The sequence below is a fragment of the Kitasatospora sp. NPDC058048 genome (assembly GCF_042885555.1).
Taxonomy (GTDB): Bacteria; Actinomycetota; Actinomycetes; order Streptomycetales; family Streptomycetaceae; genus Kitasatospora; species Kitasatospora lactacystinica.
The window spans coordinates 87,798-110,395 of record NZ_JBHVRT010000014.1; the positions used below are offsets into that span (position 1 = coordinate 87,798).

At 74.6% G+C, this 22,598-nt stretch carries 25 protein-coding genes; 19 read left to right on the plus strand and 6 right to left on the minus strand.

Translation table 11 applies throughout. The features are described 5' to 3' along the window. The first annotated feature begins 214 nt into the window (after nt 1-214). The 3 genes from ACFVVA_RS16945 to ACFVVA_RS16955 all read left to right on the plus strand — a co-directional run bounded on the left by ACFVVA_RS16945 (nt 215) and on the right by ACFVVA_RS16955 (nt 2,017). Nucleotides 215-493: a hypothetical protein gene (locus tag ACFVVA_RS16945; RefSeq protein ID WP_387690210.1), complete on the plus strand. Its 279-nt coding sequence runs from the start codon at nt 215-217 to the stop codon at nt 491-493. A 29-nt stretch (nt 494-522) separates the two neighbouring features. After that, on the plus strand, nt 523-840 hold the full coding sequence (locus tag ACFVVA_RS16950) for a DUF6300 family protein (protein WP_387690212.1): 318 nt from the start codon (nt 523-525) through the stop codon (nt 838-840). Nucleotides 841-1,033: 193 nt separating this feature from the next. Continuing rightward, complete coding sequence (locus tag ACFVVA_RS16955) at nt 1,034-2,017, plus strand: alpha/beta fold hydrolase (RefSeq protein ID WP_387690214.1); 984 nt, start codon at nt 1,034-1,036, stop codon at nt 2,015-2,017. A gap of 87 nt (nt 2,018-2,104) precedes the next feature. On the opposite strand, the gene ACFVVA_RS16960 is transcribed toward ACFVVA_RS16955, so the two are convergent. Further along, a complete protein-coding gene (locus ACFVVA_RS16960) occupies nt 2,105-2,971 on the minus strand; it encodes an alpha/beta fold hydrolase (protein ID WP_387690215.1) in 867 nt (288 codons plus the stop codon). 52 nt (nt 2,972-3,023) lie between these two features. Here ACFVVA_RS16960 and ACFVVA_RS16965 point away from each other — a divergent pair, with 52 nt between their 5' ends. Then, entirely contained in the window at nt 3,024-3,545 is a 522-nt protein-coding gene (locus ACFVVA_RS16965) for a MarR family winged helix-turn-helix transcriptional regulator (protein WP_387690217.1), read from the plus strand. Between the two features lie 92 nt (nt 3,546-3,637). On the opposite strand, the gene ACFVVA_RS16970 is transcribed toward ACFVVA_RS16965, so the two are convergent. Further along, a complete protein-coding gene (locus ACFVVA_RS16970) occupies nt 3,638-4,480 on the minus strand; it encodes a universal stress protein (RefSeq protein ID WP_387690219.1) in 843 nt (280 codons plus the stop codon). A gap of 10 nt (nt 4,481-4,490) precedes the next feature. Beyond that, a complete protein-coding gene (locus ACFVVA_RS16975; protein ID WP_387690221.1) occupies nt 4,491-4,883 on the minus strand; it encodes a DUF302 domain-containing protein in 393 nt (130 codons plus the stop codon). Nucleotides 4,884-5,198: 315 nt separating this feature from the next. Between ACFVVA_RS16975 and ACFVVA_RS16980 the strand changes: the two genes are divergently transcribed. The 5 genes from ACFVVA_RS16980 to ACFVVA_RS17000 all read left to right on the plus strand — a co-directional run bounded on the left by ACFVVA_RS16980 (nt 5,199) and on the right by ACFVVA_RS17000 (nt 11,481). Beyond that, nucleotides 5,199-6,155 carry an ATP-binding cassette domain-containing protein gene (locus ACFVVA_RS16980; protein WP_387690223.1) on the plus strand — a complete coding sequence of 319 codons (957 nt, stop codon included), beginning with the start codon at nt 5,199-5,201 and terminating at the stop codon, nt 6,153-6,155. Continuing rightward, the gene (locus ACFVVA_RS16985; protein WP_387690225.1) at nt 6,152-7,000 is read left to right on the plus strand and encodes an ABC transporter permease; all 849 of its coding nucleotides are present in this window, start codon (nt 6,152-6,154) and stop codon (nt 6,998-7,000) included. The genes ACFVVA_RS16980 and ACFVVA_RS16985 overlap by 4 nt, the downstream gene beginning before the upstream one ends. A 248-nt stretch (nt 7,001-7,248) precedes the next feature. Beyond that, on the plus strand, nt 7,249-8,619 hold the full coding sequence (locus ACFVVA_RS16990; protein ID WP_387690383.1) for a sensor histidine kinase: 1,371 nt from the start codon (nt 7,249-7,251) through the stop codon (nt 8,617-8,619). Beyond that, the gene (locus ACFVVA_RS16995; protein ID WP_359898427.1) at nt 8,616-9,293 is read left to right on the plus strand and encodes a response regulator transcription factor; all 678 of its coding nucleotides are present in this window, start codon (nt 8,616-8,618) and stop codon (nt 9,291-9,293) included. Before ACFVVA_RS16990 ends, ACFVVA_RS16995 begins: the two co-directional genes overlap by 4 nt. A gap of 130 nt (nt 9,294-9,423) precedes the next feature. Next, the gene (locus ACFVVA_RS17000; RefSeq protein WP_387690227.1) at nt 9,424-11,481 is read left to right on the plus strand and encodes a histidine kinase; all 2,058 of its coding nucleotides are present in this window, start codon (nt 9,424-9,426) and stop codon (nt 11,479-11,481) included. Nucleotides 11,482-11,640: 159 nt separating this feature from the next. Here the strand turns inward: ACFVVA_RS17000 and ACFVVA_RS17005 are convergent, their stop codons facing one another. Then, nucleotides 11,641-11,847 (minus strand): hypothetical protein, encoded by a 207-nt coding sequence (locus tag ACFVVA_RS17005; RefSeq protein WP_387690229.1) that lies wholly within the window; start codon nt 11,845-11,847, stop codon nt 11,641-11,643. 398 nt (nt 11,848-12,245) lie between these two features. On the opposite strand from ACFVVA_RS17005, the gene ACFVVA_RS17010 reads away from it, so the two are divergent. From ACFVVA_RS17010 to ACFVVA_RS17020, 3 genes are all read left to right on the plus strand, one after another. Further along, nucleotides 12,246-12,863, plus strand: coding sequence for a TetR-like C-terminal domain-containing protein (locus tag ACFVVA_RS17010; RefSeq protein ID WP_387690231.1), 618 nt, complete (start codon nt 12,246-12,248; stop codon nt 12,861-12,863). Nucleotides 12,864-13,016: 153 nt separating this feature from the next. After that, the gene (locus ACFVVA_RS17015; RefSeq protein ID WP_387690233.1) at nt 13,017-13,589 is read left to right on the plus strand and encodes a hypothetical protein; all 573 of its coding nucleotides are present in this window, start codon (nt 13,017-13,019) and stop codon (nt 13,587-13,589) included. A gap of 4 nt (nt 13,590-13,593) precedes the next feature. Further along, nucleotides 13,594-14,160: a DUF6529 family protein gene (locus ACFVVA_RS17020; RefSeq protein WP_387690235.1), complete on the plus strand. Its 567-nt coding sequence runs from the start codon at nt 13,594-13,596 to the stop codon at nt 14,158-14,160. 146 nt (nt 14,161-14,306) lie between these two features. Here the strand turns inward: ACFVVA_RS17020 and ACFVVA_RS17025 are convergent, their stop codons facing one another. Continuing rightward, complete coding sequence (locus ACFVVA_RS17025) at nt 14,307-15,671, minus strand: FAD-dependent oxidoreductase (RefSeq protein WP_387690237.1); 1,365 nt, start codon at nt 15,669-15,671, stop codon at nt 14,307-14,309. A 116-nt stretch (nt 15,672-15,787) separates the two neighbouring features. After that, nucleotides 15,788-16,558, minus strand: a complete 771-nt coding sequence (locus tag ACFVVA_RS17030) for a slipin family protein (RefSeq protein ID WP_387690239.1) — start codon at nt 16,556-16,558, stop codon at nt 15,788-15,790. Nucleotides 16,559-16,765: 207 nt separating this feature from the next. Here ACFVVA_RS17030 and ACFVVA_RS17035 point away from each other — a divergent pair, with 207 nt between their 5' ends. The 7 genes from ACFVVA_RS17035 to ACFVVA_RS17065 form a co-directional block, all read left to right on the plus strand. After that, nucleotides 16,766-17,965 carry an MFS transporter gene (locus ACFVVA_RS17035; RefSeq protein WP_387690241.1) on the plus strand — a complete coding sequence of 400 codons (1,200 nt, stop codon included), beginning with the start codon at nt 16,766-16,768 and terminating at the stop codon, nt 17,963-17,965. 263 nt (nt 17,966-18,228) lie between these two features. Further along, on the plus strand, nt 18,229-18,879 hold the full coding sequence (locus tag ACFVVA_RS17040; protein WP_387690243.1) for a helix-turn-helix domain-containing protein: 651 nt from the start codon (nt 18,229-18,231) through the stop codon (nt 18,877-18,879). A gap of 159 nt (nt 18,880-19,038) precedes the next feature. Continuing rightward, entirely contained in the window at nt 19,039-20,277 is a 1,239-nt protein-coding gene (locus ACFVVA_RS17045; RefSeq protein WP_387690245.1) for a styrene monooxygenase/indole monooxygenase family protein, read from the plus strand. Between the two features lie 155 nt (nt 20,278-20,432). Next, nucleotides 20,433-20,978, plus strand: coding sequence for a hypothetical protein (locus ACFVVA_RS17050; protein WP_387690247.1), 546 nt, complete (start codon nt 20,433-20,435; stop codon nt 20,976-20,978). Nucleotides 20,979-21,079: 101 nt separating this feature from the next. After that, nucleotides 21,080-21,991, plus strand: coding sequence for a phytoene/squalene synthase family protein (locus ACFVVA_RS17055; protein WP_387690248.1), 912 nt, complete (start codon nt 21,080-21,082; stop codon nt 21,989-21,991). Nucleotides 21,992-22,231: 240 nt separating this feature from the next. After that, nucleotides 22,232-22,399 carry an SflA family class IV lanthipeptide gene (locus tag ACFVVA_RS17060; RefSeq protein WP_387690250.1) on the plus strand — a complete coding sequence of 56 codons (168 nt, stop codon included), beginning with the start codon at nt 22,232-22,234 and terminating at the stop codon, nt 22,397-22,399. Nucleotides 22,400-22,534: 135 nt separating this feature from the next. Further along, nucleotides 22,535-22,598 (plus strand): SflA family class IV lanthipeptide (locus ACFVVA_RS17065; RefSeq protein ID WP_387690385.1); only part of this gene is annotated, 64 nt, incomplete at its 3' end.

Here is a 22,598-nt window from a genome sequence, read left to right on the forward strand (position 1 = left end):
TGGTCGCACGGGCAGCTCGTGCTGCCCGTCGCGATCTTCTCCGCAGTAGTGTGACCACCGCGGCGCCCCGCGACACGCCGCCGCCGGCCCGGGCGCGAACCGACCCGGCACGCTCCGCCGGAACTCCCGCGCGCGGCCGGTTCTTCGACGACCGGCGGCACACCGCACCGTCCGAGGTGTCATCGACACGCGCGGTGACGGGTAGACCGTACGGGTGAACACCTTCGGCAGGACCAAGGCCATGAACGCCGTCGAGGACTCCTCCCGCAGCCCGGGCCGTGCCCGCGCGCGGGGCGGGCGCACCGTCAAGGTGCTGGCGCCCGACCGGATCGGCGGGTCCCTCCCACCCGGGGGAGGCGGCCGCGACTCCCCGAGGACCTCGATCCGCGCCCCGCGTGCGAGCGTGCGCGCCGCCGCCTTCGCGTCCGGCACCGGGACCGCGTCCGGTGCCGGTGCCGGTGCCGGTGGCGAGGCCGGGGTGGGTCCGGCATGACGCCTCCGAGCGAAACCTCTCCCCTCGTCATGGTCCGCACCGCTGTCCTCCCGCCCTGCCGACGCTGCGGAATCCCGGCCCTCCTGACCGCCCGTTATCCGCACTCCTGGCCGAATCAGGCCGGGAAGCAGGTGACCGGCTTCAAGGAGACCGCTCTCTGCCCCGCCTGCGACGAGGGCGACCCGGCGGCGACCGGCCTCCTCACCCTCCTCGGCGCCCCGGTCCCCGGCCGCCTCGCCGAACTCTGGGCACTCGTCCACCAGTGGGTGAGCGCCGTCCGCCACCGCACGCCCGACCTGGCGGACCTGGAGGACGAGGCCGCCCGGTTCAGATCCGGGGAGCTCTGAACGCGCTGGGCCGAACGGTGGTCCGCCCGCGTCGATGGACGTGGTGCGGAACGCCGTCGAAACCGGATGCCGCCGTACGGAAACTCGAACAGCGGTGCGGATTCACCCGTGTGCGCAGCGTGGTGTGCTGCCCGGACGGGGGTGTGGGCAGGGTGGTTCCAGCCCCCTCTCACCTCGCTGAAAGGCAGGAACCATGGGCATATCGCTGTCCCGCCGTTCGATCTCCTCCGCCGCCGTGGTGGCGCTCGCGACCTGTGCGGTCGCCGCCACCGCGCCGCCCGCGTCGGCCGCCCAGGACGGCGGCAGGCCGGGCGGCGGCGGGAGGCCGACGGTGGTCCTGGTGCACGGCGCGTTCGCGGACGCCTCCGGGTGGAACGACGTCGCCACGCGCCTCATGGACGACGGATTCACCGTCCTCGCCCCGCCCAACGAGCTGCGCGGTCTGACCGAGGACGCCGCCTACGTGGCCAGTCTGCTCAAGAGCATCAGCGGCCCGATCGTGCTGGCCGGCCACTCCTACGGCGGAGCCGTCATCACCCAGGCCGCCGCCGGGAACCCGAACGTCAAGGCTCTGGTCTACGTGTCGGCGTTCGCGCCCGACGTGGGCGAGTCCCCGGCCGAACTGTCGACGAAGTTCGCGGGCAGTGACCTCGCCACCGCGCTCAACCCCGTCCCCTTCACGGGCACCGGCGGCGGCGGAGTCGACCTCTACATCCAGAACGAGAAGTTCCGCGCCGTCTTCGCCGCCGACCTGCCGGAGTCCCGCACCCGGCTGATGGCCGCCGAGCAGCGCCCCGTCTCCCAGGTCGGGTTCGCGGAGAAGGCCACCGCCGCCGCCTGGCGCGACATCCCGTCGTGGTTCGTCGTCTCCCGGCAGGACCGGGCCATCGCCCCCGACCTGGAGCGCTTCGAGTCCAGGCGCGCCAAGTCGCGCACGGTCGAGATCGACTCCTCGCACGTGTCGATGATGTCCCACCCCGACGACATCGTCCGCCAGATCCGCGAGGCCGCGGGCGCCGCGGGTGGCGCCGCCGGTGGCGCTGCCGCGGCCCCGACCGAGCTCGCGGCGACCGGCTCCCACGGGCAGGCCGTCGCCGCGGTCGGCGCGGTCGGCGCCGCCGCGCTGCTGTCCGGCTCGGTACTCACCCGGATCACCCGCCGGCGCGCCACCCGCTGAGCGGTCGGCCCGGCCGGGCCGACCAGGGGCCCCGTCCCCTGCCGACCGCGCCCGGCCGGGCCGTCCCGCGCGCGCCGACGGCGTGTCTCAGAGCGTCGGCCGTACGGCGGTGAAGTCGCGCAGGACGGCCCAGACGGCGGCGGGCTGCTCCTCCTGGGCGAAGTGCCCGGCGTCGGCGACCACCGCGGTGGTGAGTTCGCGGACGCCCGCGGCGCGGAAGCCCCGGGCGTAGGCCTCGATGTCGCCGCCCTCGCGGTCGCCGCGGACGTACAGCAGCGGTGTGTCGGCCGGGACGGCGGCGGCCTCGGCGTTGTCCCGGGCGTCCTGGGGGAAGGCGCGGTAGAGATCGAATCCCGCGGTGAGCGCGGCGGGGCTCGCGTAGGCGGCGGCGTGCGCCGCGCGGGACTCGGGGGTGATCCGGGCGGGGTCGACCGACAGCACGTCGTAGAAGTGGTCGAAGTAGACCGCCTGCCGGCCCTGGACCAGGGCCTCCGGCAGGTCGGGTACCGCGTGCAGGCCGAAGTGCCAGATGTACGGGTTGCGCAGCACCTCGTTCCACGGGTCGACGCCGGGGATCACGGTGTTCATCACGACGACGCGCTCGACGCCGGTGAACCGCCGCAGGTAGGCGTAGGCCGCCATCCCGCCGGCGTCGTGGCCCACCAGGGTGGTGCCGGTGAGACCGAGTTCCCGGACCAGTGCGTGGACCGTCCCGGCCAGCCGGCGCTTCGACCCGCCCTCGACGGCCCCGGTGGAGCCGCCGATCCCGGGCAGGTCCACGGCGATGGTCCGGGCTTCGCCGCCGGCCGCCTCCATCACCCCCAGCCAGGTCCGCCAGGACTCCGGCCAGCCGTGCAGGAACAGGAAGGGGCGGGCGTCGGTGGGGCCGGACTCCACCACGTGGAGCGAGCGGTCATCGATGGCCACGGTCGAGTGGCGCAGCTCAATAGACATGATTCATGTCTATCAAACGACATGGGGCATGTCCATTGACTAGGCTGACCCCATGAGCGGCGACAACGACCGGCCGGACACACCGGACACACCGGACACACCGGACACACCCGGTGCAGCGGACGCACCGGAGCGACCGGCCTTCGAACGCGGCACCGGCTTCCTGCTGGCGCGGCTGGGATCCCTCACGGCCCGCTCCTGGGCGGCCTTCCTCGGCGAGCACCGGCTGACCCAGGGCCAGTACGCCGTGCTGGTCGCCCTCGACCGGCACGGTCCGGTGGTCCAGCGGCGGCTGGCCGAACTCGTCGCCGTGGACGCCCGCAACCTCGTCCCGGTCCTCGACCAGCTGGCGGACCGGCAGCTCGCCGAACGCCGTCCGCACGACACCGACCGGCGCCGCCGCGTCGTCACCCTGACGGACCGGGGGAGCGCCCTGGTCGGGACGATCGCCGCCGCGGCCGCCGCCGAGCAGGAGCGGTTCCTCGGCGCCCTGACCGCGGCCGAACGCCGACACCTCAACGGGCTGCTCCAGCGGCTCTACGCCGCGCACGTGCCGGCCGACGGCCCGGAGTAGGGCCGGCCGCCACTCCGTCGCCGCCCCGGTCGGACGTTCCCGGTCGCCGTGTCTCGCCGCCCCGTCGCTGCCCCTCGCCGCCCCCTCGCCGCTCAGGCGTGCCGGACGAGGGCGACCGGGCAGACCGCGTGGTGGATCGCGGCGTGCGCCACCGGGCCGAGGTGGGCGCCGAACAGGGTGCGGCGGGTGCGGCGGCCGACCACGAGCAGCCGGGCCCCGTCCGCCGCGTCCACCAGGTCGACGGAGCGGCTGCCCTGGATCAGGTCGGCGGTCACCGACACCTCGGGGTGGCGCTCCCGCCAGGGGGCCAGCTGCTCGGCGAACCGGGCCCGGTCGACGGAGGAGAGCTCGCCCAGCCCGCCGACGGCCTGGAGTGCCGTGTACTGGCTGGAGACCGGCGGCGACCAGACGTGCACCACCCGCAGCGGGGCCCCGCGCCGGGCGGCCGCGTCGAAGGCGAAGGCCAGCACGTCGTCCATCGGGTGGGTCAGGTCGAGGCCCACCAGCACCGGGCCGTCCGACTCGACCGCCTCCGCCCGGACCAGCACCACCGGACAGCTCGCCCGGCGCAGCACCTCATGGCTCACCGAGCCGACCAGGAAGCCGCGTACCGCGCCCAGCCCGCGCGAGCCCAGGACGAGCAGACCGGCCGAGTTCGCGGCCGCCTCCAGCGCCTCGGCCGGATCGGTCGGGACGATCGCCGAGGTGACCGGCCCGACACCGGCCAGCGGGCGCAACTCATCAGCCCGGAGGGCGAGTTGGTCCAGCGCGCGCCGGTAGGTCTCCTCGCTGCCGACCACGTCCTGGTGCGGCCACGGCCAGGCCTGCAGGAGATCGAGCGGGCAGCCGCGGCGCTGCGCCTCGCGGGCGGCCCACTCGGTGGCGGCGCGGCTCTCGGGGGAGCCGTCGAATCCGGCGACGACGGGTGCGGTCATGGTCTGCTCCTCATCCGCGCAGCGCGTCCAGGGCGGCGGTCAGCCGCCGTGCCGCCTCCTCGGCGACCTCGCCCAGCCCGCCGCCGGGGCCGGCCAGGGTGACCATGGTCTGCGGGTCGACGGCCTCCACCACCGTGGCCCCGCCGTCCGCCCGGACCACCACGTTGCAGGGCAGCAGCAGCCCGATCCGGCGGTCGGCCTGGAGGGCGCGGTGGGCGAGGGCGGGGTTGCAGGCGCCGAGGATCAGGTAGTCCTCGATCTCCGCGCCGATCTTCTCGCGCAGCGTCGCCCGGACGTCGATGGTGGTCAGGACGCCGAAGCCCTGCTCCTTGAGCGCGGCCGTGACCGTCTCCACCGCCTGCGCGAACGGCCGGTCGAGCCGCACGCCGAGACCGTAGTCCATGGTTCCTCCAGAAGAATCCGGGCGGCCCCAGTATCGGCGGACGCCGCCCCCGCCGCCTCCCGGAGCGAGCGGCGGCGCGGTGTTCGCGGCGGCGGTGACCTACGGCGGGGACCACCGGATGCTGCCGGCGGAGGTCCGGGCGGTGCTGGCGGAGCACCGCCGACCGGCTGCTGTGGTGGGGTGCCGGGGTGGTACCGCGGTACTACGGGCGCGCCGATGATCGGACTCCGGTACCACGGATCGGAGCCGACTCCGCACGTAGCGTGGTGCACGAGGGCGGCCGGACGAACCGGCCCCGGAGCACAGAGGTGAGCGATGATCGAGGCGCACCGGCTGACGAAGCGGTACGGGGAGAAGACGGCCGTGGACCAGCTGGACTTCACGGTCCGGCCGGGGACGGTGACGGGCTTCCTCGGGCCGAACGGCGCGGGCAAGTCCACCACGATGCGGATGATCGTCGGGCTGGACGCCCCCACCAGCGGTTCGGTGAGGGTCAACGGCCGCCGCTACGCCGAGCACGCGGCGCCGCTCCAGGAGGTCGGCGCGCTGCTGGAGGCCAAGTCGATCCACCCGGGCCGCTCGGCCTTCCACCACCTGATGGCCCAGGCCCACACCCACGGCATCCCGCGCCGACGGGTCGAGGAGGTCATCGAGCTGACCGGGCTGTCGTCGGTGGCCCGCAAGCGCGCCGGGGCGTTCTCGCTCGGCATGGGCCAGCGGCTCGGGATCGCCTCGGCCCTGCTGGGCGACCCGGCCACGGTGATGCTGGACGAGCCGGTCAACGGCCTCGACCCCGAGGGCGTGCTGTGGATCCGCAACCTGCTCACCTCGCTCGCCGCCGAGGGCCGCACCGTCTTCGTCTCCTCGCACCTGATGAGCGAGATGGCCCTGGTCGCCGACCACCTGATCGTCGTCGGCCGGGGCCGGCTGCTGGCCGACACGACCGTGCAGGACCTGGTCCGCCAGGCCGGCGGCGACGTGGTCAAGGTGGTCAGCGCCGACCCGGCCCTGCTGCGCACCGCGCTGGCCGGCCCCGGTGTGGAGGTCACCGGCCGGGCGGGCTCGGAGGAACTGCTGGTCAGCGGACGCACGGCCCGCGAGATCGGCCTGGCCGCCGCCGAGCGGGGCATCGCCCTGTTCGAGCTCACCCCGCGGACGGTCTCCCTGGAGGAGGCGTTCATGGACCTGACCCGCGACGCCGTCGAGTACCACGGCACGACCACCACCGCCGCCGGCGCCCCCGCCGGCGAGACCCCGAGGAGTGCGGCATGACCACCATCGCACCGAGCCAGATGCCCGCCTCCGGCGACCTGCGGCCCACGCGCCCCGCGTACCGGGTGACGGCGGTGCGGGTGCTGCGTTCCGAGTGGGCGAAGCTGTGGTCGCTGCGCTCCACCTGGATCACCCTCGGGCTGGCCCTGCTCTTCCTGGTCGGCTTCGGCCTGATCGCCGCCTACCAGTTCAAGTCACGGATGACCTCCGGCCGTCCGATGGACCGGGACTTCGCGAGCGCGAGCACACTGAGCCTCTCCCTGTTCGGCACCAACTTCGCCCAGCTGGCCCTCGGCGTCCTCGGTGTGCTGGTCGCCGCCGGCGAGTACTCGACCGGCATGATCCGCTCGACGCTGGCCGCCGTGCCGCGCCGGCTGCCGGTGCTCTGGTCCAAGGCCGCCGTGTACGGGCTGATCGCGCTGGTGCTCGGCACCGTCGGGGTGTTCGCCGTCTTCGTCGCCGACAGCGGCGTCCTCTCCGGCACCCGGGTGGCGATGACCCTCTCCGACGCCGGGGTGGTCCGCGGCCTGCTGGGCGCCGGGCTCTACCTCGCGCTGGTCGGTGTGATCGGCGTCGCGCTCGGCGCGCTGCTGCGCTCGGTGGCCGGCGGCATCGCGGTGCTGGTGGCCACGCTGATGCTGGTCCCCGGGCTGACCGCGCTGCTGCCCAGCTCCTGGCAGAGCCACCTCAGCCCCTACCTGCCCAGCCACGCGGGCGAGGCGATGTTCGCCCTGCACCACGACTCGACCACGCTCTCGCCCACGGTGGGGCTGGCCGTCTTCCTCGGCTGGATGGTCCTCGCCCTCGGTGCGGCGGCCGTGCGGCTGGTGCGCACCGACGCCTGAGAGACTCGGAGCGGAGACGATCCATCGCGGCGCCGGGACCAACCGGCGCCGCACCCACGACCTCGACAGCCCGGCCGACCAGGGAGGTGCCACCGGTGAGTGAGCACGCCGCCACCACGAGCCCGTTCGCGGCCGGAGGTGCCCGGGCCGACGATCCCCGGGCCTCCGACCCCCGAGCGGGTGACTCCCGGGCCGGTCACTCCCGGGCCGGTGACCCCCGGGCCGCCGACGCGCCGGCCGCCGACGTCCTGTCCGGCCACCCGCTGTACGTCCGCCTGGCCCGGATCGGCCAGCGGCTTCGACAGGGGGACCGCGACCGACCCTGGGTGCTGGACGCCGCGGTGGTGGCCGTCGCCTTCCTGCTGTTCTGCCTGCCCGACCTCTTTCCCGGTCACGTCGAGGCCGGCGGGCGCGAGCACCGGATCGTGCTCGCCCGGCTGCCGCTGCCGCATACCCTGGCCCTGCAGGCCGGCCTGGTGCTGCCGCTGCTGTGGCGCCGCCGTCGGCCCACGGCGGCCTTCGCCGCGATCATGGCGGTCTTCGTCCTGCAGTGGTCCCTGGACGTCGGTCTGCGCGCCGACGCCGCCCTGCTGGTCGCCCTCTACAGCCTGGCGCTGCACGGCCGGCTGCGGCACCTGGCGTGGTCCTGTGCGGCCATGGCGGTGGCCGTGGCCCTGGTCGCGGTGGCCGTCTCCGGTGGTGGGCTGCCGGTCGGCGACGCCCTGTTCTTCCTGTTCAGCGCGGCGACGGCGGCCGTGGCCCTGGGCATCGCGGTGCGCGTCCGGCGCGCCCAGCTCGCCGGGCTGCGGGAGCGGGCCGCCCGGCTGGAGATCGAGCGCGACCAGCGCAGCCGGCTGGCCACCGCGACCGAGCGTGCCCGGGTGGCCCGGGAGATGCACGACATCGTCGGTCACAACCTGTCCGTCATCGTCACCCTGGCCGACGGCGGCGCGTACGCGGCGCAGGCCAACCCCGAGCGCGGCAGGGAGGCCCTGCTGCTGATCGGGGACACCAGCCGGCAGGCGCTCGGCGAACTGCGGCGGATGCTCGGGGTGCTGCGCGACCAGGGGGACCAGGCCGCCGAGTACACGCCGCAGCCCGGCATCGCCGACCTCGACGGGCTGTGCGCCCGCATCCGCGCCGCCGGGCCTCAGGTGGTGTACACGGCCGCCGGCGCCCTGGACCGACCGGACCGCGGCGTCCAGCTGATGGCCTACCGCATCGTCCAGGAGGCGCTCACCAACGCCCTCAAGCACGCGGGGCCGGAGACCCGCGCCCATGTGACGCTGACCGTCGACGCCGAGCGGCTGCGGATCCGCGTCGAGGACACCGGCCGGCCCGGCGGCCCCCGCTGGCACGGTCGCACGGACGGGTACGGCCACGGCCTGGCCGGGATGCGCGAACGCGCGGCCCTGTACGGCGGCAGCGTCACGGCAGGTCCCGTCCCCGGTGCAGGATGGACCGTGGAGGCCGTTCTGGACCTCACCCCCGGGCCGGACCCCACCTCCGGCGCGGACCCGACCGGCGCGGACCCCACCGCGGACCCTGGCCCCACGGCGGACCGGGGCTCCGGAGCGGACCCGGACCTCACCCCCGACCCGACAGGCGGCCCGACGTGACCACCGTCCTCATCGTGGACGACCAGCCCTTGCAGCGTTACGGCTTCCGGATGCTGCTGGAGAGCCAGCCCGACACCGAGGTGGTCGGCGAGGCGGCCCACGGCGGCGAGGCCGTCCGGCTGGCCGCCGACCTGCGCCCCGACGTCGTCCTGATGGACATCCGGATGCCCGGCATGGACGGGATCGAGGCCACCCGCCGCATCGTCGCGACCGGCGGGCGCTCCCGCATCCTGGTGCTGACCACCTTCGACCTCGACGAGTACGCGCACGCCGCGCTGCGTGCCGGTGCCAGCGGCTTCCTGCTCAAGGACGCCCGTCCGGAGGAACTGCTGGCCGGCATCCGCGCCGTCTCCGGGGGCGACGCCGTGGTCGCCCCCGCGATCACCCGGCGGCTGCTCGACGCCTACGCCCACCGCCTGCCGGTCCGCCCGCCCGGCGCCGAGCCCGTCGCGGATCCGCGGCTGGACGCCCTGACCGATCGCGAGCGCGAGATCCTGGTCGCCATCGCCCACGGCTGGTCCAACAACGAGATCGCCCAGCGCCTGGTGCTGGCGGAGTCGACCGTCAAGACGCACGTCAGCCGGGTGCTGTCGAAGATCGGTGCCCGGGACCGCGTCCAGGCCGTGATCTTCGCCTACGACCGCGGCCTGACCCGCCCCAACCCGCCCGTCTGACCGGCCCGGGGCCCGCCGCCGCGGCTGCGGGGCCGCCACGGGGCCGGCGGGGCTGCTGCCTCATGCGCCCGGGACAACAGGTGGCGCAGACTTCAGAGATCCGGAGGTGCCCGGCGAAGAGAGGGCGGACATGGCTGCGGACAGCACACACAGAGCCTGGTGGCGGCCACGGTCCGGTCCGGCGGAGCGGCAGCTGGCCGCGGCCGGGCTGTGCGCGCTCGTCTGCCTGGTGGCCGGCGGACTGTGGGCCGGGTACGTGGTGAGCCACCTCGGAACGCCAGGGATCTCCACGCCCGCCCGTCTCCTACCGGTCCTCGGCTACGGCCTGGCGTCCGTCGCCGGCGGGGTGCTGCTGCACGCCCACCGGCCCGGGAACCAGCTCGGCTGGGTGCTGCTCGCGTACGGGGCGACGCTGATCGTCCCGCTCGCCGCCGAGGCCCCGCTGTGGGTGGAGGGGGGTACCCCCCAGGCGGTCGGGGCCGTGGTGGTCCTGGTGTCGGTGGGCTACGCGGTCAGTGCCACCCTGTGGCACGCGCTGCCGCTGTGGTTGCCGAACGGGACGCTGCCGAGCAGGTGGTGGTGGTTCGCGATCGCCGCCGTGGGCCTGTGGAGGCTGGCCCCGGCCGGGTACTCCTTCTCCGACGCCACCGTGTTCGGCCAACCCAACCCGTTCGCCGGCAGCGCCTTCGCGAACTGGCTGGGGGCGCTCAACGACCGGCTGCTCGACGCCCAGCTCGTGGTGTACGTCGTGCTGACCGTCCTGGTGGTGCTCGTCCCGCTCGCCCGCATCCGCGGGGTGTCGCGGCGGCGCCGGCAGAACGTCCTGATCGCCCTCGGCGTCTACCTGCTCTGGGGCGGAGCCGAACTCGGCTACTTCTTCGACCAGAGCACGCCCTCGTACATCGCGTTCGCCGTCACGTCGGCGCTGTGGACGATCACCCTGGCCGCCGTCGTGGTCCGGGACGGCTCCTGGCGGCTCGACCGGGCGGCCCGGCGGATCCTGGTCGGCCTGCTGGTGGCCGCCGGGCTGGCGATGGTGTTCGTGGTGGTGGCCTGTCTGCTCTCCACCATGCTGATGCCCGGCCGCGGCCTCGGGGCCCTGGTGGTGGTCGCCGCGGTCTTCGTGCTCGCGATCGGCCTGCCCCGGGGCGTGCGCGGGGCCTCCGGCCTCGTCGACCGCTGGTACTACGGCTCGCGCGCGCAGCCGTACCAGGTGCTGCGCAGTCTCGCCGGGAGGGTCAGCCAGACCGTCGACCCGCAGGAGGTGCCGGCCGTGCTGTGCCGTACCGTCAGTGACGAACTGCGGCTGCCCGGCGTGGAGTTGACCGTCTCCACGCGCAGTGGCGAACGGCCGCTGGCCGCCGTCGGGGAGCTCTCCGGCAGCGGCGAGGGCTTCCCGCTGGTGCACCGGGGGGACCAGATCGGCCGACTCACCGTCGCCCCGCGGCAGGGCCAGCGCGTGCTCGACGACAGCGACCGCGACATCCTGCGCTCGCTCGCGGACCAGGCCGCGCCCGCCGTCGCCTCGCTCCAGCTGATGGAGGACCTGCGGGCCAGCCGCGAGCGGATCGTCGCGGCCCGCGAGGAGGAGCGCCGCCAGCTGCGCCGGGACATCCACGATGGCCTCGGCCCGATGCTGGCCGGCCTGCGGCTGCGGTTGCAGGCCGCCGCCGCGGTGGACGACCCGGCGCTCTTCTCCAGCGTGCTGGACCGGGTCGCGGACGACCTCGCCTCGGCGGTCCGGGAGGTCCGGCGGATCACCGACCGGCTCGGGCCCACCGCCCTGGGCGACTACGGCCTGTCCCTGGCGCTGAGCCGCCTCGCCGAGACCTTCAGCGGCCCGGACCTCGCCGTCACCACCCGGCTCGAGCCCGACCCGCTGCCGGCGCTGCCCGCCGCCGTCGAGGTCGCGGTCTACCGGATCACGGCCGAGGCGCTCAACAACGTGCTGCGCCACGCGCAGGCGGCCCGCGCCACGGTGTCCGTCCGGGCGGAGAGCGGGCAGCTGGTGCTCGACGTCGAGGACGACGGGCAGGGCCCGGGCCACGGGCTTCCCGTGCACCCGGGAGTGGGACTGCAGTCGATGTCCGAGCGGGCCGCGGAGATCGGCGGCAGCTGCACCGTGGACGCCCTGCGGCGCGGTACCCGGGTGCACGCGGTGCTCCCGCGCCGGCCGGCGGGCCGGTGACGGCGAGCGGCCCGTCGTCCGCAGCCGTCCGGTGCGGTGGGGGCACCGCGTGCACCCGGGGGGAGGGCGCCCGGCACGTGAAAGGGCCCCCGGCGCGCCGGGTGACGGCCGGGGGCGGGACGGGAATTCCAGGAATAGGGGAATCGGGGAAGAGAGGGGTCAACAGACGTTCGGGGGTGTGCAGCGACCGTGGCTGGTGGCGGTCATGCCGGAGCCGGGGCCGTGGTGCCGGCTCGCTTCCGAGGCGCTCTCGGCGCCGGAGATCCGGCACCTGCACGCCCTGGCGGCGGCGACGATGCTCACCACGGCGAAGACCGCGGCGGCGCCGGCGGCTGCCAGCGCCATGCCGGCCGTTCTCTCGGTCATAGGGTCCTCCACGGGGTTCCGCAGGCGGGTCCACTTCGACCTGCTCCTCCATGCCACCGCCGGTCCCGCCCCAGCCGCATGGGGCCACGGTCCTGTCCCGGTCCTGTCGTGCGGAAGGGGTGCGCCGGGGGCGGCGCGGGTCCGGGCTCGGGGAGCCTCTTCTCGAAGCGTATCGAGGGGGGAACCCATCGCAACTCGAACACCAGATCGGATCGTGCGCCGGGGGCGACGCCGGGAACGGGTTCGTTCACTAACATCGACAGTGGGGTCCAGGTGATCTCCGCGACCGGGGAAGTGCTTCACCGTCCGCGCGGCCGGCCCGGGACCTCCCCGGGAACCGCGGCCGCACACGTGGAGCGACGGGACCGAGGAAAGGCGACTGAAGAAGGTGCGCAACCATGACCGCTGAGACGGACACCGGGCACGGGCCGGTGACGGCCGCCCCGCTGCGGCGGCGCGGCGAGGCGCTGGAGAGCGCCATCTACGAGGCGGTCCTCCAGCAGCTCACCACCGACGGCTACGCCCGGCTGACCATGGAGGGAGTGGCCGCCGCCGCGCAGACCGGCAAGGCCGCGCTCTACCGCCGCTGGTCCTCCAAGGAGGAGCTGGTCAAGGACGCGCTGCGGGCCAGCCTGCCGCCGTCCGGCCCGGCCCCCGACACCGGCAGCCTGCGCGGGGACCTGCTGGAGGTGGTCACCAGGCTGCGCGCCGCGATGGTCAGCGAGATCGGCGCCGCCGTGCGGGCCGTCATGAGCGAGCTCGACCACCAGCGGGCGCACGCCTTCCTGGAGATCGTGCTGGAGCGGGTCGTCCAGCCGACGACCGCGCTGATCGCCGAGGTGCTGGACCGCGGCACCACCCGCGGCGAGGTCCGGCCCGGGGCGGTCACCCCGCTGGTCACCGACCTGGTGCCGGCGCTGATGCTGTACCGGATCAAGATGTGCGGCGGGGACGCGGTGCGGCTCGATCCGGCGGAGATCGTGGACGAGCTGCTGCTGCCGATCGTCCGTACCTGACGGGCACGCGGACCGGCCGCGAGCCGCTGCTGTCGGCCATCAGGGTCAACGGTCGCCTCGCCTTGCCCGCCTGCTGGCGTGCCTGGTGAAGCGGCCGAGCCTGTTCGCGCTGAAGTGGTGGCACCAGTTCCCACCCCGGCCGGAGAGAAGCCCATGAGAATTTCCCGTACGGTGACCGCCACGGCCGCCGTCGTCGCCCTGATCACCGTGGTGTGCGGCGGCTGCTCCAGCAGCAAGAAGTCGACACCCGAGGCAAGCCCGACACCCGCGGCGACCTCCGCGGCGAGCCCCTCCGGCAGTCAGTCCGCCGAAGCGACCCCGACGGGGAGCGCGAGCCCCTCCGCCGGAGCCGGCGCTGCTGCCGCCACGGTCTCGGCGACCACCGTCGGCAAGTACCAGAACATCCTGGTCGACGCCCGAGGCAAGACGCTCTACCTGTTCGAGGCGGACACCTCGCCCACGTCGACCTGCTACGACGCCTGCGCCACCGCCTGGCCCCCCGCCCTGACCACCGGCACCCCCACCGCCGCCAACGGCGTCGACCAGGCCAAGCTCTCCACGAGCACCCGCAAGGACGGCACGACCCAGATCGTCTACAACGGCCACCCGCTCTACTACTTCGAGGGCGACACGGCGCAGGGCGACACCAACGGCGAGGAGTCCAGCGCCTTCGGTGCCACGTGGTACGTGGTCAACACCTCGGGCAACAAGGTCGAGGGCAGCTGAGCGGATGAACGGCGTCGAACGGTCGTCCCGCCCTCGGCGGGCCTCCGGCCTCCTGTGGGCAGCGCTGCCGGTGGCCGTGACGGCCGGCCTCTTCTGGTACGGCCGGGCGCACACACCCGACTACGCGAGCGGCCTCTTCGGCCGCCGGTTCGACGACGCCAACCAGCTCAAGGCCCAGCTCGGCACCGCCCTGCTGGGCCTCGCGCTGGTCCAGCTCCTGCTGGCGCTCCGGATGTACGGCCGGCTGCCCGGCCTGCCCACCGCACCCCGGTCGGTCCGGACCGGGCACCGGCTGGTCGGCCTGGCCGCGTTCCTGCTGTCCCTCCCGATTGCCTACCACTGCCTCACGGCCTACGGCGTGCAGCTGACGGACAGTCGGATCGCCGTGCACTCGTTCGCCGGATGCTTCCTCTACGGCGCGTTCGTCGCCAAGGTCATCGTGGTCCGCCACCGCCGGCTGCCCGGCTGGGCCCTGCCCACGGCAGGCGGCGCCCTGCTCGTCCTGATCGCCCTGCTCTGGTACAGCGCCGCGCTCTGGCGCCTCAACGGCTACCACGTGCCGGGTCTGTGAGTCGTCCCCGGCGGCCCTTGTGCCTCCGGGCGCTGTCGGTGAAGTGCGAGTGACCGGGTGCGGCGGTCCCGACGGGCAGCCCGGCACTCCGGATCGCCCCGCCGAGCACGGGCTCGGCGGGGCGACATGATCAGGACCTCGAAGGCTCAGGCCCCGCTGTGGCGGAGCATGTCCTCGCGCTCGACGACCTTGACCCGCTCGCGCTGCTCGGCCTCGCCGAGCGCGCGCTCGTGGGCGTCCAGCAGCTTCCAGCCGTCCCAGGTGGTGAAGCGGACGCCCTGGGCGCGCAGGTGCTCCTCGACGGCCGCCGGGTCCGGCTCGACGGCGCCGGGCAGGCGGTCGGCGGCGTGGTCGTCCAGCAGGCAGGCGACGGTCTCGTTGGCGTCGCCCTTGGTGTGGCCGATCAGGCCGACCGGGCCGCGCTTGATCCAGCCGGTGACGTACGTGGCGGTGCGGTGCGAGCCGTCGCCGTCCAGGACTCGTCCGGCCTGGTGCGGAACGGTGCCCGAGGCCGGGTCGAAGGGCAGCTTGGGCAGCTCGTCGGAGTAGTAGCCGACCGCCCGGTAGACCGACTGCACGTCCCAGTCGGTGAAGCCGCCGGTGCCGCGCACATTGCCGGTGCCGTCCAGCTCGGTGCGCTCGGTGCGCAGGCCGACCACCCGGCCGTCCTCGCCGAGCACCTCCACCGGGGACTCGAAGAAGTGCAGGAACACCCGGTGCGGGCGGTCGCCGACGTCGCGGATCGCCCAGTTCTCCAGCGTCGAGGCGACCAGGTCCACGTGCTTGACCGAGCGGCGCTCGGCGATCGAGCCCTCGTCGTACTCGATGTCCTCGGGGGCGACGATCACCTCGATCGTGGGGGAGTGGTCCAGCTCGCGCAGCTCCATCGGGCTGAACTTGGCCTGGGCGGGGCCGCGGCGGCCGAAGACGTGCACCTCGACGGCCCGGTTGCGCTTCAGGCCCTCGTACACGTTCGGCGGGATCTCGGTGGGCAGCAGTTCGTCGGCGGTCTTGGCGAGCACCCGGGCGACGTCCAGGGCGACGTTGCCGACGCCGAGGACGGCGACCTTCTCGGCCTCCAGCGGCCAGGTCCGGGGCACGTCCGGGTGGCCGTCGTACCAGGAGACGAAGTCGGCCGCGCCGTAGGATCCGTCGAGGTGGATGCCGGGTATGTCCAGGGCGCGGTCGGCCGTCGCGCCGGTGGAGAACACCACGGCGTCGTAGAAGCGGTGCAGGTCGTCCAGGGCGAGGTCGTTCGGGTAGTCGACGTTGCCGAACAGCCGGACCTGGGGCTTGTCGAGCACCTGGTTCAGGGCGGTGACGATGCCCTTGATGCGCGGGTGGTCGGGCGCGACCCCGTAGCGGATCAGGCCGAACGGAGCGGGCATCCGCTCGAACAGGTCGATCGAGACACCGGGGTCCTGGGCGGCGTCGGACTTCAGCAGGGCGTCCGCGGCGTAGATGCCGGCGGGGCCGGCTCCGACGATCGCGACTCGGATCGGGCGGGGCATGACGAGTGGTCCTCCGGTCGGGCGCGATGCAACAAAGGTTAGCCGAACCTTTGTAGCAAACCCTACGGATGACCTGCGAAGCAGGCGGTGGTGATCTATGGGGCCATAGGCCCGGCCTATGCCCCGGGGTCGGCGGCCCGGGCGGCGGCGGAGGCCTCGAAGAAGCGCAGCAGCTCCACCGGGAACGGCAGCACCAGCGTCGAGTTCTTCTCCGCCGCGACCTCGACCACGGTCTGGAGCAGCCGCAGCTGCATCGCCGCCGGGGTCTCGCTCATCCTGCCCGCCGCCTCGGCGAGCTTGGTGGCGGCCTGGAACTCGCCGTCGGCGGTGATGATCCGGGCCCGGCGCTCGCGGTCCGCCTCGGCCTGGCGGGCCATCGAGCGCTTCATCGAGTCCGGCAGGCTGACGTCCTTGATCTCCACCCGGTCGATCTGCACGCCCCAGCCGGTGGCCGGGCTCTCCAGCATCACCTCCAGCCCCTGGTGGAGGTTCTCCCGGCCGGAGAGCAGGTCGTCCAGCTCGCTCTTGCCGATGACGGAGCGCAGCGAGGTCTGGGCGACCTGGAGCATGGCGAAGGAGTAGTTCTGGACGTCCACGGTGGCCCTGACCGGGTCCACCACCCGGAAGTACAGCACCGCGTCGACGCTCACCGAGACGTTGTCCTTGGTGATGCCCTCCTGCGCCGGCACCGGCATGGTGACCACCTGGACGTTGACCTTGCGCATCCGGTCCAGCACCGGCAGCAGCAGGCTCGGTCCCGGCTGGCGGACCTGCCCGCTCACCCGGCCGAGCCGGAACACCACACCGCGCTCGTACTGCTGGACCACCCGCACACCGGTCGCCAGCCAGAGCAGGAGCACCACGGCGACGATCACGACAACTGCCACGATTCCGGCCTCCCCCGTCGCGGCGCGGCCGGGCCGGGGACCGGAGTGGCCCCGTCGCCCGGTGCGAGCCGCGCTGGCCAGTATGCGCTCGGGCCGGGGCGGTGGACAGCGTCGTGCGCGGGTAATCCGACGGAGCGTCGGCGGGGCGGGCGCCGCGGGCCGAAGCAAGCTCTACCGGCAGGCTGTTCGGGCCGGTAGCGTCGCCGGGTGACGACGACGACCGACTCCGCGACGGGCTCAGGATGCGCCTGGCCGCCACTGCTGACGCGGGCACTGCTGCTGCGCTTCGTCTCCCTGCTCGGCACCTCCGTCGGGTTCAACCTGCTGCTCTCCGCCGTGCCGCTGTACGCCCAGGAGTCCGGCGGCGGCGAGCACGCCGCGGGCCTGGCCACCGGCGCGCTGATGCTGGCCACCGTGATCGGCGAACTGGCCACCCCGTGGCTGACCGCGCGCTTCGGCTACCGCCCGGTGCTGGCGGCCGGGTTGGTGCTGCTCGGCGCGCCCACGCCGGTCCTGGCGTGGACCGGGGGCATGGCGGCGGTGGTGACGGTCTGCCTGCTGCGCGGGCTCGGCTTCGCGGTCGCGCTGGTGGCGGGCGGGGCGCTGACCGCCGCGCTGATCCCGGCCGAGCGGCGCGGGGAGGGACTCGCGCTGGTCGGCCTGGTCTCCGGGCTGCCCGCCCTGGCCTGCCTGCCGCTCGGCGTCTGGCTGGGCGAGCACCTCGGCTGGGGCTGGGTGTTCGCGATCGGGGCGGCGGCGCCGCTGGCCGCCGTCGCCTCCGTCCCGGCGCTGCCGGACCGCACCCGGGCCGGCGGGCCGGCCGTGGGGGTGCGGGAGGGGCTGCGCAACGGCGCGCTGCTGCGACCGGCCGCGGTGTTCGGCGCGACGGCGCTGGCGGCCGGGATCCTGGTCACCTTCCTGCCGCTCGCCGTGCCGTCCGCCGCCGCCGTCGCGGTGGCGCTGCTGGTCCAGCCCGGCGCCGCGACGCTGACCCGCTGGCTGGCCGGGCGGTACGGGGACCGCCGGGGCTCGGCCGGGTTGGTGCTGCCCGCGCTGCTGGTCTCGGCGGGCGGGGTGCTGCTGCTGGCCGCCACGAGCAGCCCGGTCGCGGTGGTGGCCGGGGCCGCGGTGTTCGGCGCGGGGTTCGGCGTCGCGCAGAACGCGACGCTGGCGCTGATGTACGCGCGGGTGCCGCCGGCCGGCTACGGCACCGTGACGGCGCTGTGGAACGTCGCGTACGACGGCGGGATGGGGATCGGCGCGGTCGCCTTCGGGGCGGTCGCGGGCGGGACGGGCTACCCGTGGGCGTTCGTGCTCACGGCGGCGGTGATGCTCGCCGCGCTCGCCCCGGCCCGGTGGGACCGTCGCCGGGCCGGGGCGGGGGCGAGCACGCCCGCCCGCGGTTGAACGGCCCGGTCCGGGGCACGCTGGCAGCGCCCCGACGAGCGCGGCGACCCGGGCCCGCCCGGCGGCGCCGGGGTGCGGCGCCCCGGCCGGGTGGCACCGGCCGGTCGACCGCACGCCGGCGGCGGCCGGCCCGGGGCGCGGACCGACACGCACGGGGCCGTGCTGTTGCTCGACTTGCCGCAGGCCGGGCGCTTGGATGGATCCGGCCTGGTCAACGCCCGGACGCGGCCGGACGGCCCCCGGCAAGCCGAGGAGTCACCCCTGTGAACGACACCCCCGACCCCGCCGTCGTGGCCCGTCGGATCGCCGAACGGCGCGAGCAACTGGGCCTCGGCGAGGAGGCCCTGGCCCACCGGGCCTCGATGGCTCCCCGTTACCTGCGGTGCCTGCTGGAGGCCGGTCCCTCCTTCGACCCGGGGGGTTTCGTCCGGATCGCCGCCGCCCTCGACAGCACCCCCGAGGAGCTGGTGTCCGGCCGCGCCGACGCCCCGCCCGGCCAGGGCGGCCCCGGCCCGCGCCCCCGGCTGCTCGACCTCACCGAGCAGGAGTGCTGGCAGCTGGTCGGCGACCACGGCATCGGCCGGATCGCTCTGCCGGTCGAGCCGGGGCCGGTGGTGCTGCCGGTCAACTACGTGGTGGACCGGGGCTCCTTCGCCTACCGCACCGGCGAGCACGGCGCCGCCTCCCCGGAGGAGGGGGCCGCGGTCTCCTTCCAGGTCGACCACATCGACGAGTACCTCGGGCGCGGCTGGAGCGTGCTCGCCCTCGGCCCCGCGCACTACGTGGACGACCCCGTCGAACTGGAGCGTCTGGCCGGCCTGCCCGGCGCGGCCCCCTGGGCGGGCGGGGACCGGCCGCGCTGGGTGCGGATCCGCCCGGAGGAGGTCAGCGGACGGCAGCTGGTCACGGGGTGACGCCCTGGCGTCCCGCCGGGCCCGGGAACTCCGGCAGGAGGGCGGGCGACGGGCACGGCACGGCCCGTGGACGGGCGTCCGGATGACTGGTAAGCAGTCCGGTGGCGGCCGGGCCGTGCGGGCCGCCGTCCGGGACGTACCACCAGGAGAGCAGGGGCGATGCGCAGAATTCTGATCGTCGGCGCCGGGCAGGCCGGACTCCAACTGGCCCTGGGGCTGCAGGCCCACGGCTACGACGTGACGGTGCTGACCGACCGCGGCCCGGAGGAGGTGCGCGGCGGGCGGGTGATGTCCAGCCAGTGCATGTTCGACTCCGCGCTGCGCACCGAGCGCGCCCTCGGCCTCGACCTGTGGGCCGACCGGGCGCCCCGGATCGAGGGCCTCGGGGTGTCGGTCGCCGGGCCGGAGGCGGAGCGGGCGATCGACTGGGTCGCCCGGCTGGACGCCCGCGCCCAGTCCGTCGACCAGCGGCTGAAGATGTCCACCTGGCTGGAGCTGTTCGCCGGGCGCGGCGGCCGGGTGGAGCTGCGCCAGGTGACCGCGGCCGACCTGCAGAACCTGGCCGGCTCCTACGACCTGGTGCTGGTCGCCTCCGGAAAGGGCGCGCTGGCCTCGCTGTTCGAGCGCGACCACGCGCGCTCCCCGTACGAGCGGCCGCAGCGCGCGCTGGCCGCCAGCTATGTGCACGGGCTCGGGCCGCGCCCCGAGCACGACTACCCGGCGGTGCGCTGCAACCTGGTGCCCGGCGTCGGCGAACTGTTCATGGTGCCCGCCCTGACCGAGGCCGGGCCCTGCGACATCATGATCTGGGAGGCCCGGCCGGGAGGCCCGGCGGATGCCTTCGACGGGATCCGCGATCCGGCCGAACACCTGCGGGTGACCCTGGAGTTGATGAAGACCTTCACACCCTGGGAGTACGACCGCACCCGCTCCGGCGTCGAACTCACCGACGCGGGCGGCACCCTGGCAGGGCGCTTCACCCCGGCGGTGCGCCACCCGATCGGCGAACTGCCCGGCGGCGGTTCGGTGCTGGGCGTCGCGGACGTGGTCGTCCTCAACGACCCGATCGCCGGCCAGGGCTCCAACAACGCCGCCAAGTGCGCCGCCGTCTACCTGGAGGCGATCCTCGACCACGGCGACAGGCCCTTCGACCGGGCCTTCCAGCAGGAGGCCTTCGACAGGTTCTGGCACCTCGCCGCCCCCGCCACCACCTGGAGCAACGAACTGCTCGCCCCACCGCCCCCGCACGTCCTCCAGATCCTCGGCGCCGGGGGCCGGTCGCCCGCCGTGGCCCACCGGTTCGCCAACGCCTTCGACGAGCCGGCGGACCTGGAGGAGTGGTACTTCGACCCGGCCCGGGCGGGCTCCTACCTGGCCTCGGTCGCCGTCGGCGACTGAGCGGACGGCCGGGCGGACCACCGAAGGGTCAAGATCTTCCCAAGTCCCGGACAAGTCGGCTTCGTTCGTGGTGGGTTCTTCTCGCCCCCGGACGGGGGCCCCGTCCGGCCCGGCACCCGGGCCCGGCGGGCGACGTGGACAACGGGAGAAGACCAGTGGCGGTCGACGGGGGCAACATGGCCCAGGCTGTGATGGATACGGCGTACAACGAACGCAAGCGGCTGCACAGCGGCCGCAGCCGGACCGTCGCCGTGGTCGTCCTCGGCCTGCTGATCGCACTCGGATTCTTCCTGGCCCTGGTGGTCGGGAAGGCGGACCCGGACACCCCGCCGACCTGCGACGGCAAGACCATGACCCGGCACAGCGAGTGCCGGATCTGGTCCAGCCGCGGGGGCGGGGGCACCTACTCCTACGACGAGATGATCGACCGTCGGGAGTCCGGCAACGGGGTGTGGCGGGTGATCGGCTTCGGCGGCGCGGGCGTGGCCGCCGTCCTGATGGTCGTCTCCATCGCCAAGCTCAACCCCAACCGCCCCTGGGGCGATCCGGTCGGCGCCGCGTGCCCGCGCTGCCGGGAGCTCAACCTGCGGGAGAAGCACACTGTGCACAGCGTCACCCGGGGCCGGACCACCCACCGCTACAGCGGCATCGTCACCCTCTGCACCCCGGCCTGCGGTTTCGCCACGATCCGCCAGCGCTGACCGCCGCCGCCGCGACCCCGGGGCCGCAGGGCCCCCGAATAGGTCCTCCCGCTCCCACCGGCTACGCTCGGCCCCGTCGAACGAACGATGGGGTGGACCGAGTGGGCAGGTGGGAGCGGGCGCTGGACGCGGCCGGGGTGCGGGAGGCCGGCCTGCGGGCCGACTACGGCCGGCAGCGGCAGCAGATGGCCCGTTACCGGCGGGAGGCCGCGCTCGCCACCGAGCTGCTGCTGCCCGCGCGGATGGTCCCGCACGTGATCGCCGCCGCCGCCTTCATGCACCGCACCGACACCCTGCTCGACAGCGGCCCGCTCGCCGAACGCCGGGCCGCGTCCGCCCACTGGCGGCAGCAGGTCACCGACGGCCTCGCCGCCGGCCGCACCGACGACCCCGAGCTGCGCCCGCTGCTGCACAGCGTCGCCGCCCACCCCGTCCTGCGGGACCGGGTGCTGGACTTCCTCGCCGCGACCGGGGCCGACCTGGACTTCACCGGATTCGCCACCGAGGAGGACTACCAGGCCTACGTGGACGGGTACTCGCTGCCCGGCTTCATGGTGGTCGCCGGCCTGATCGGCCCGGACGGCGACCAGGCCGGCTACCGCGCCGCCTGCCGCACCTTCATCGACGGCAGCCAGCGGCTCGACTTCGTCAACGACCTCGCCGAGGACCTCGCCGACGGCAGGCTGACCATCCCCGAAGAGACCTTGAAGGAACACGGCGTCACCCGCGCCGACCTGGAGCGGGCCCGCGACCTGCCCGCCGTGCGGGCCCTGCTCGCCGCCCTGCTCGACCGCGCCGACCGCACCCTCGCCGAGGGCAGGGCCGTCATCGACCGGGTGCCGCCCGCCCACCGGCCGATGGTCCGCTGCATCGTCGGCGTGGAGGAGCTCACCAGCGCCGCCGCCCGCGCCGACCTCGGCGCCCTGCTGCGCCGTTCGGCCGGTCCGGCCAAGCCCGCCGCGCTGCGCCTGCTGGCCCGCGAGTACCTCCGGGCCCGCCGCCTACGGGGCTGACCGGTCGCCTGCGCGGCTGACCGCCCGCCGGTCGGCGAACGCCTCCGGTCCCGGAGGTGCCGATCCGGTGTGTGCGGCCCCGGTGAGAGCCGTCGGAGCCGGCGTCCACAAACGGAACCTCCCTTTGTCGTAGGCGATCCGGCAGGTCGGTCGGCGCCCTGTCCCGGGTGGGGCCGCCTGGCTAGCATGAGCGCGCTCAGCAAGCAGGACCCAAAGACCCCAATCATTGGGAGGACCCCCATGAGTGCCCTGATGACCGACATCCGCGACGCCGGCCTGCTGGACATCGACGAGGACGCCATCGTCTTCGAGGACGAGCTCGACGCCGACCTCACCCCCGTCGCCTGCCTCGCCGACCCGTGGGTGACCTACGTCCCGACCCGCTTCCCCTGTGAGTTCAACTCCTGATCCGTCCGGATCCCGAAGCACGGCGGACCGGGGCGGGCGGAACGACGAGCGAGCCGCCCGACCCCGGCTCCGAGCGCGGTCAGCACGCAGGACCCCAAAACCTCAATCATTGGGAGGACCCCCATGAGTGCCCTGATGACCGACATCCGCGACGCCGGCCTGCTGGACATCGACGAGGACGCCATCGTCTTCGAGGACG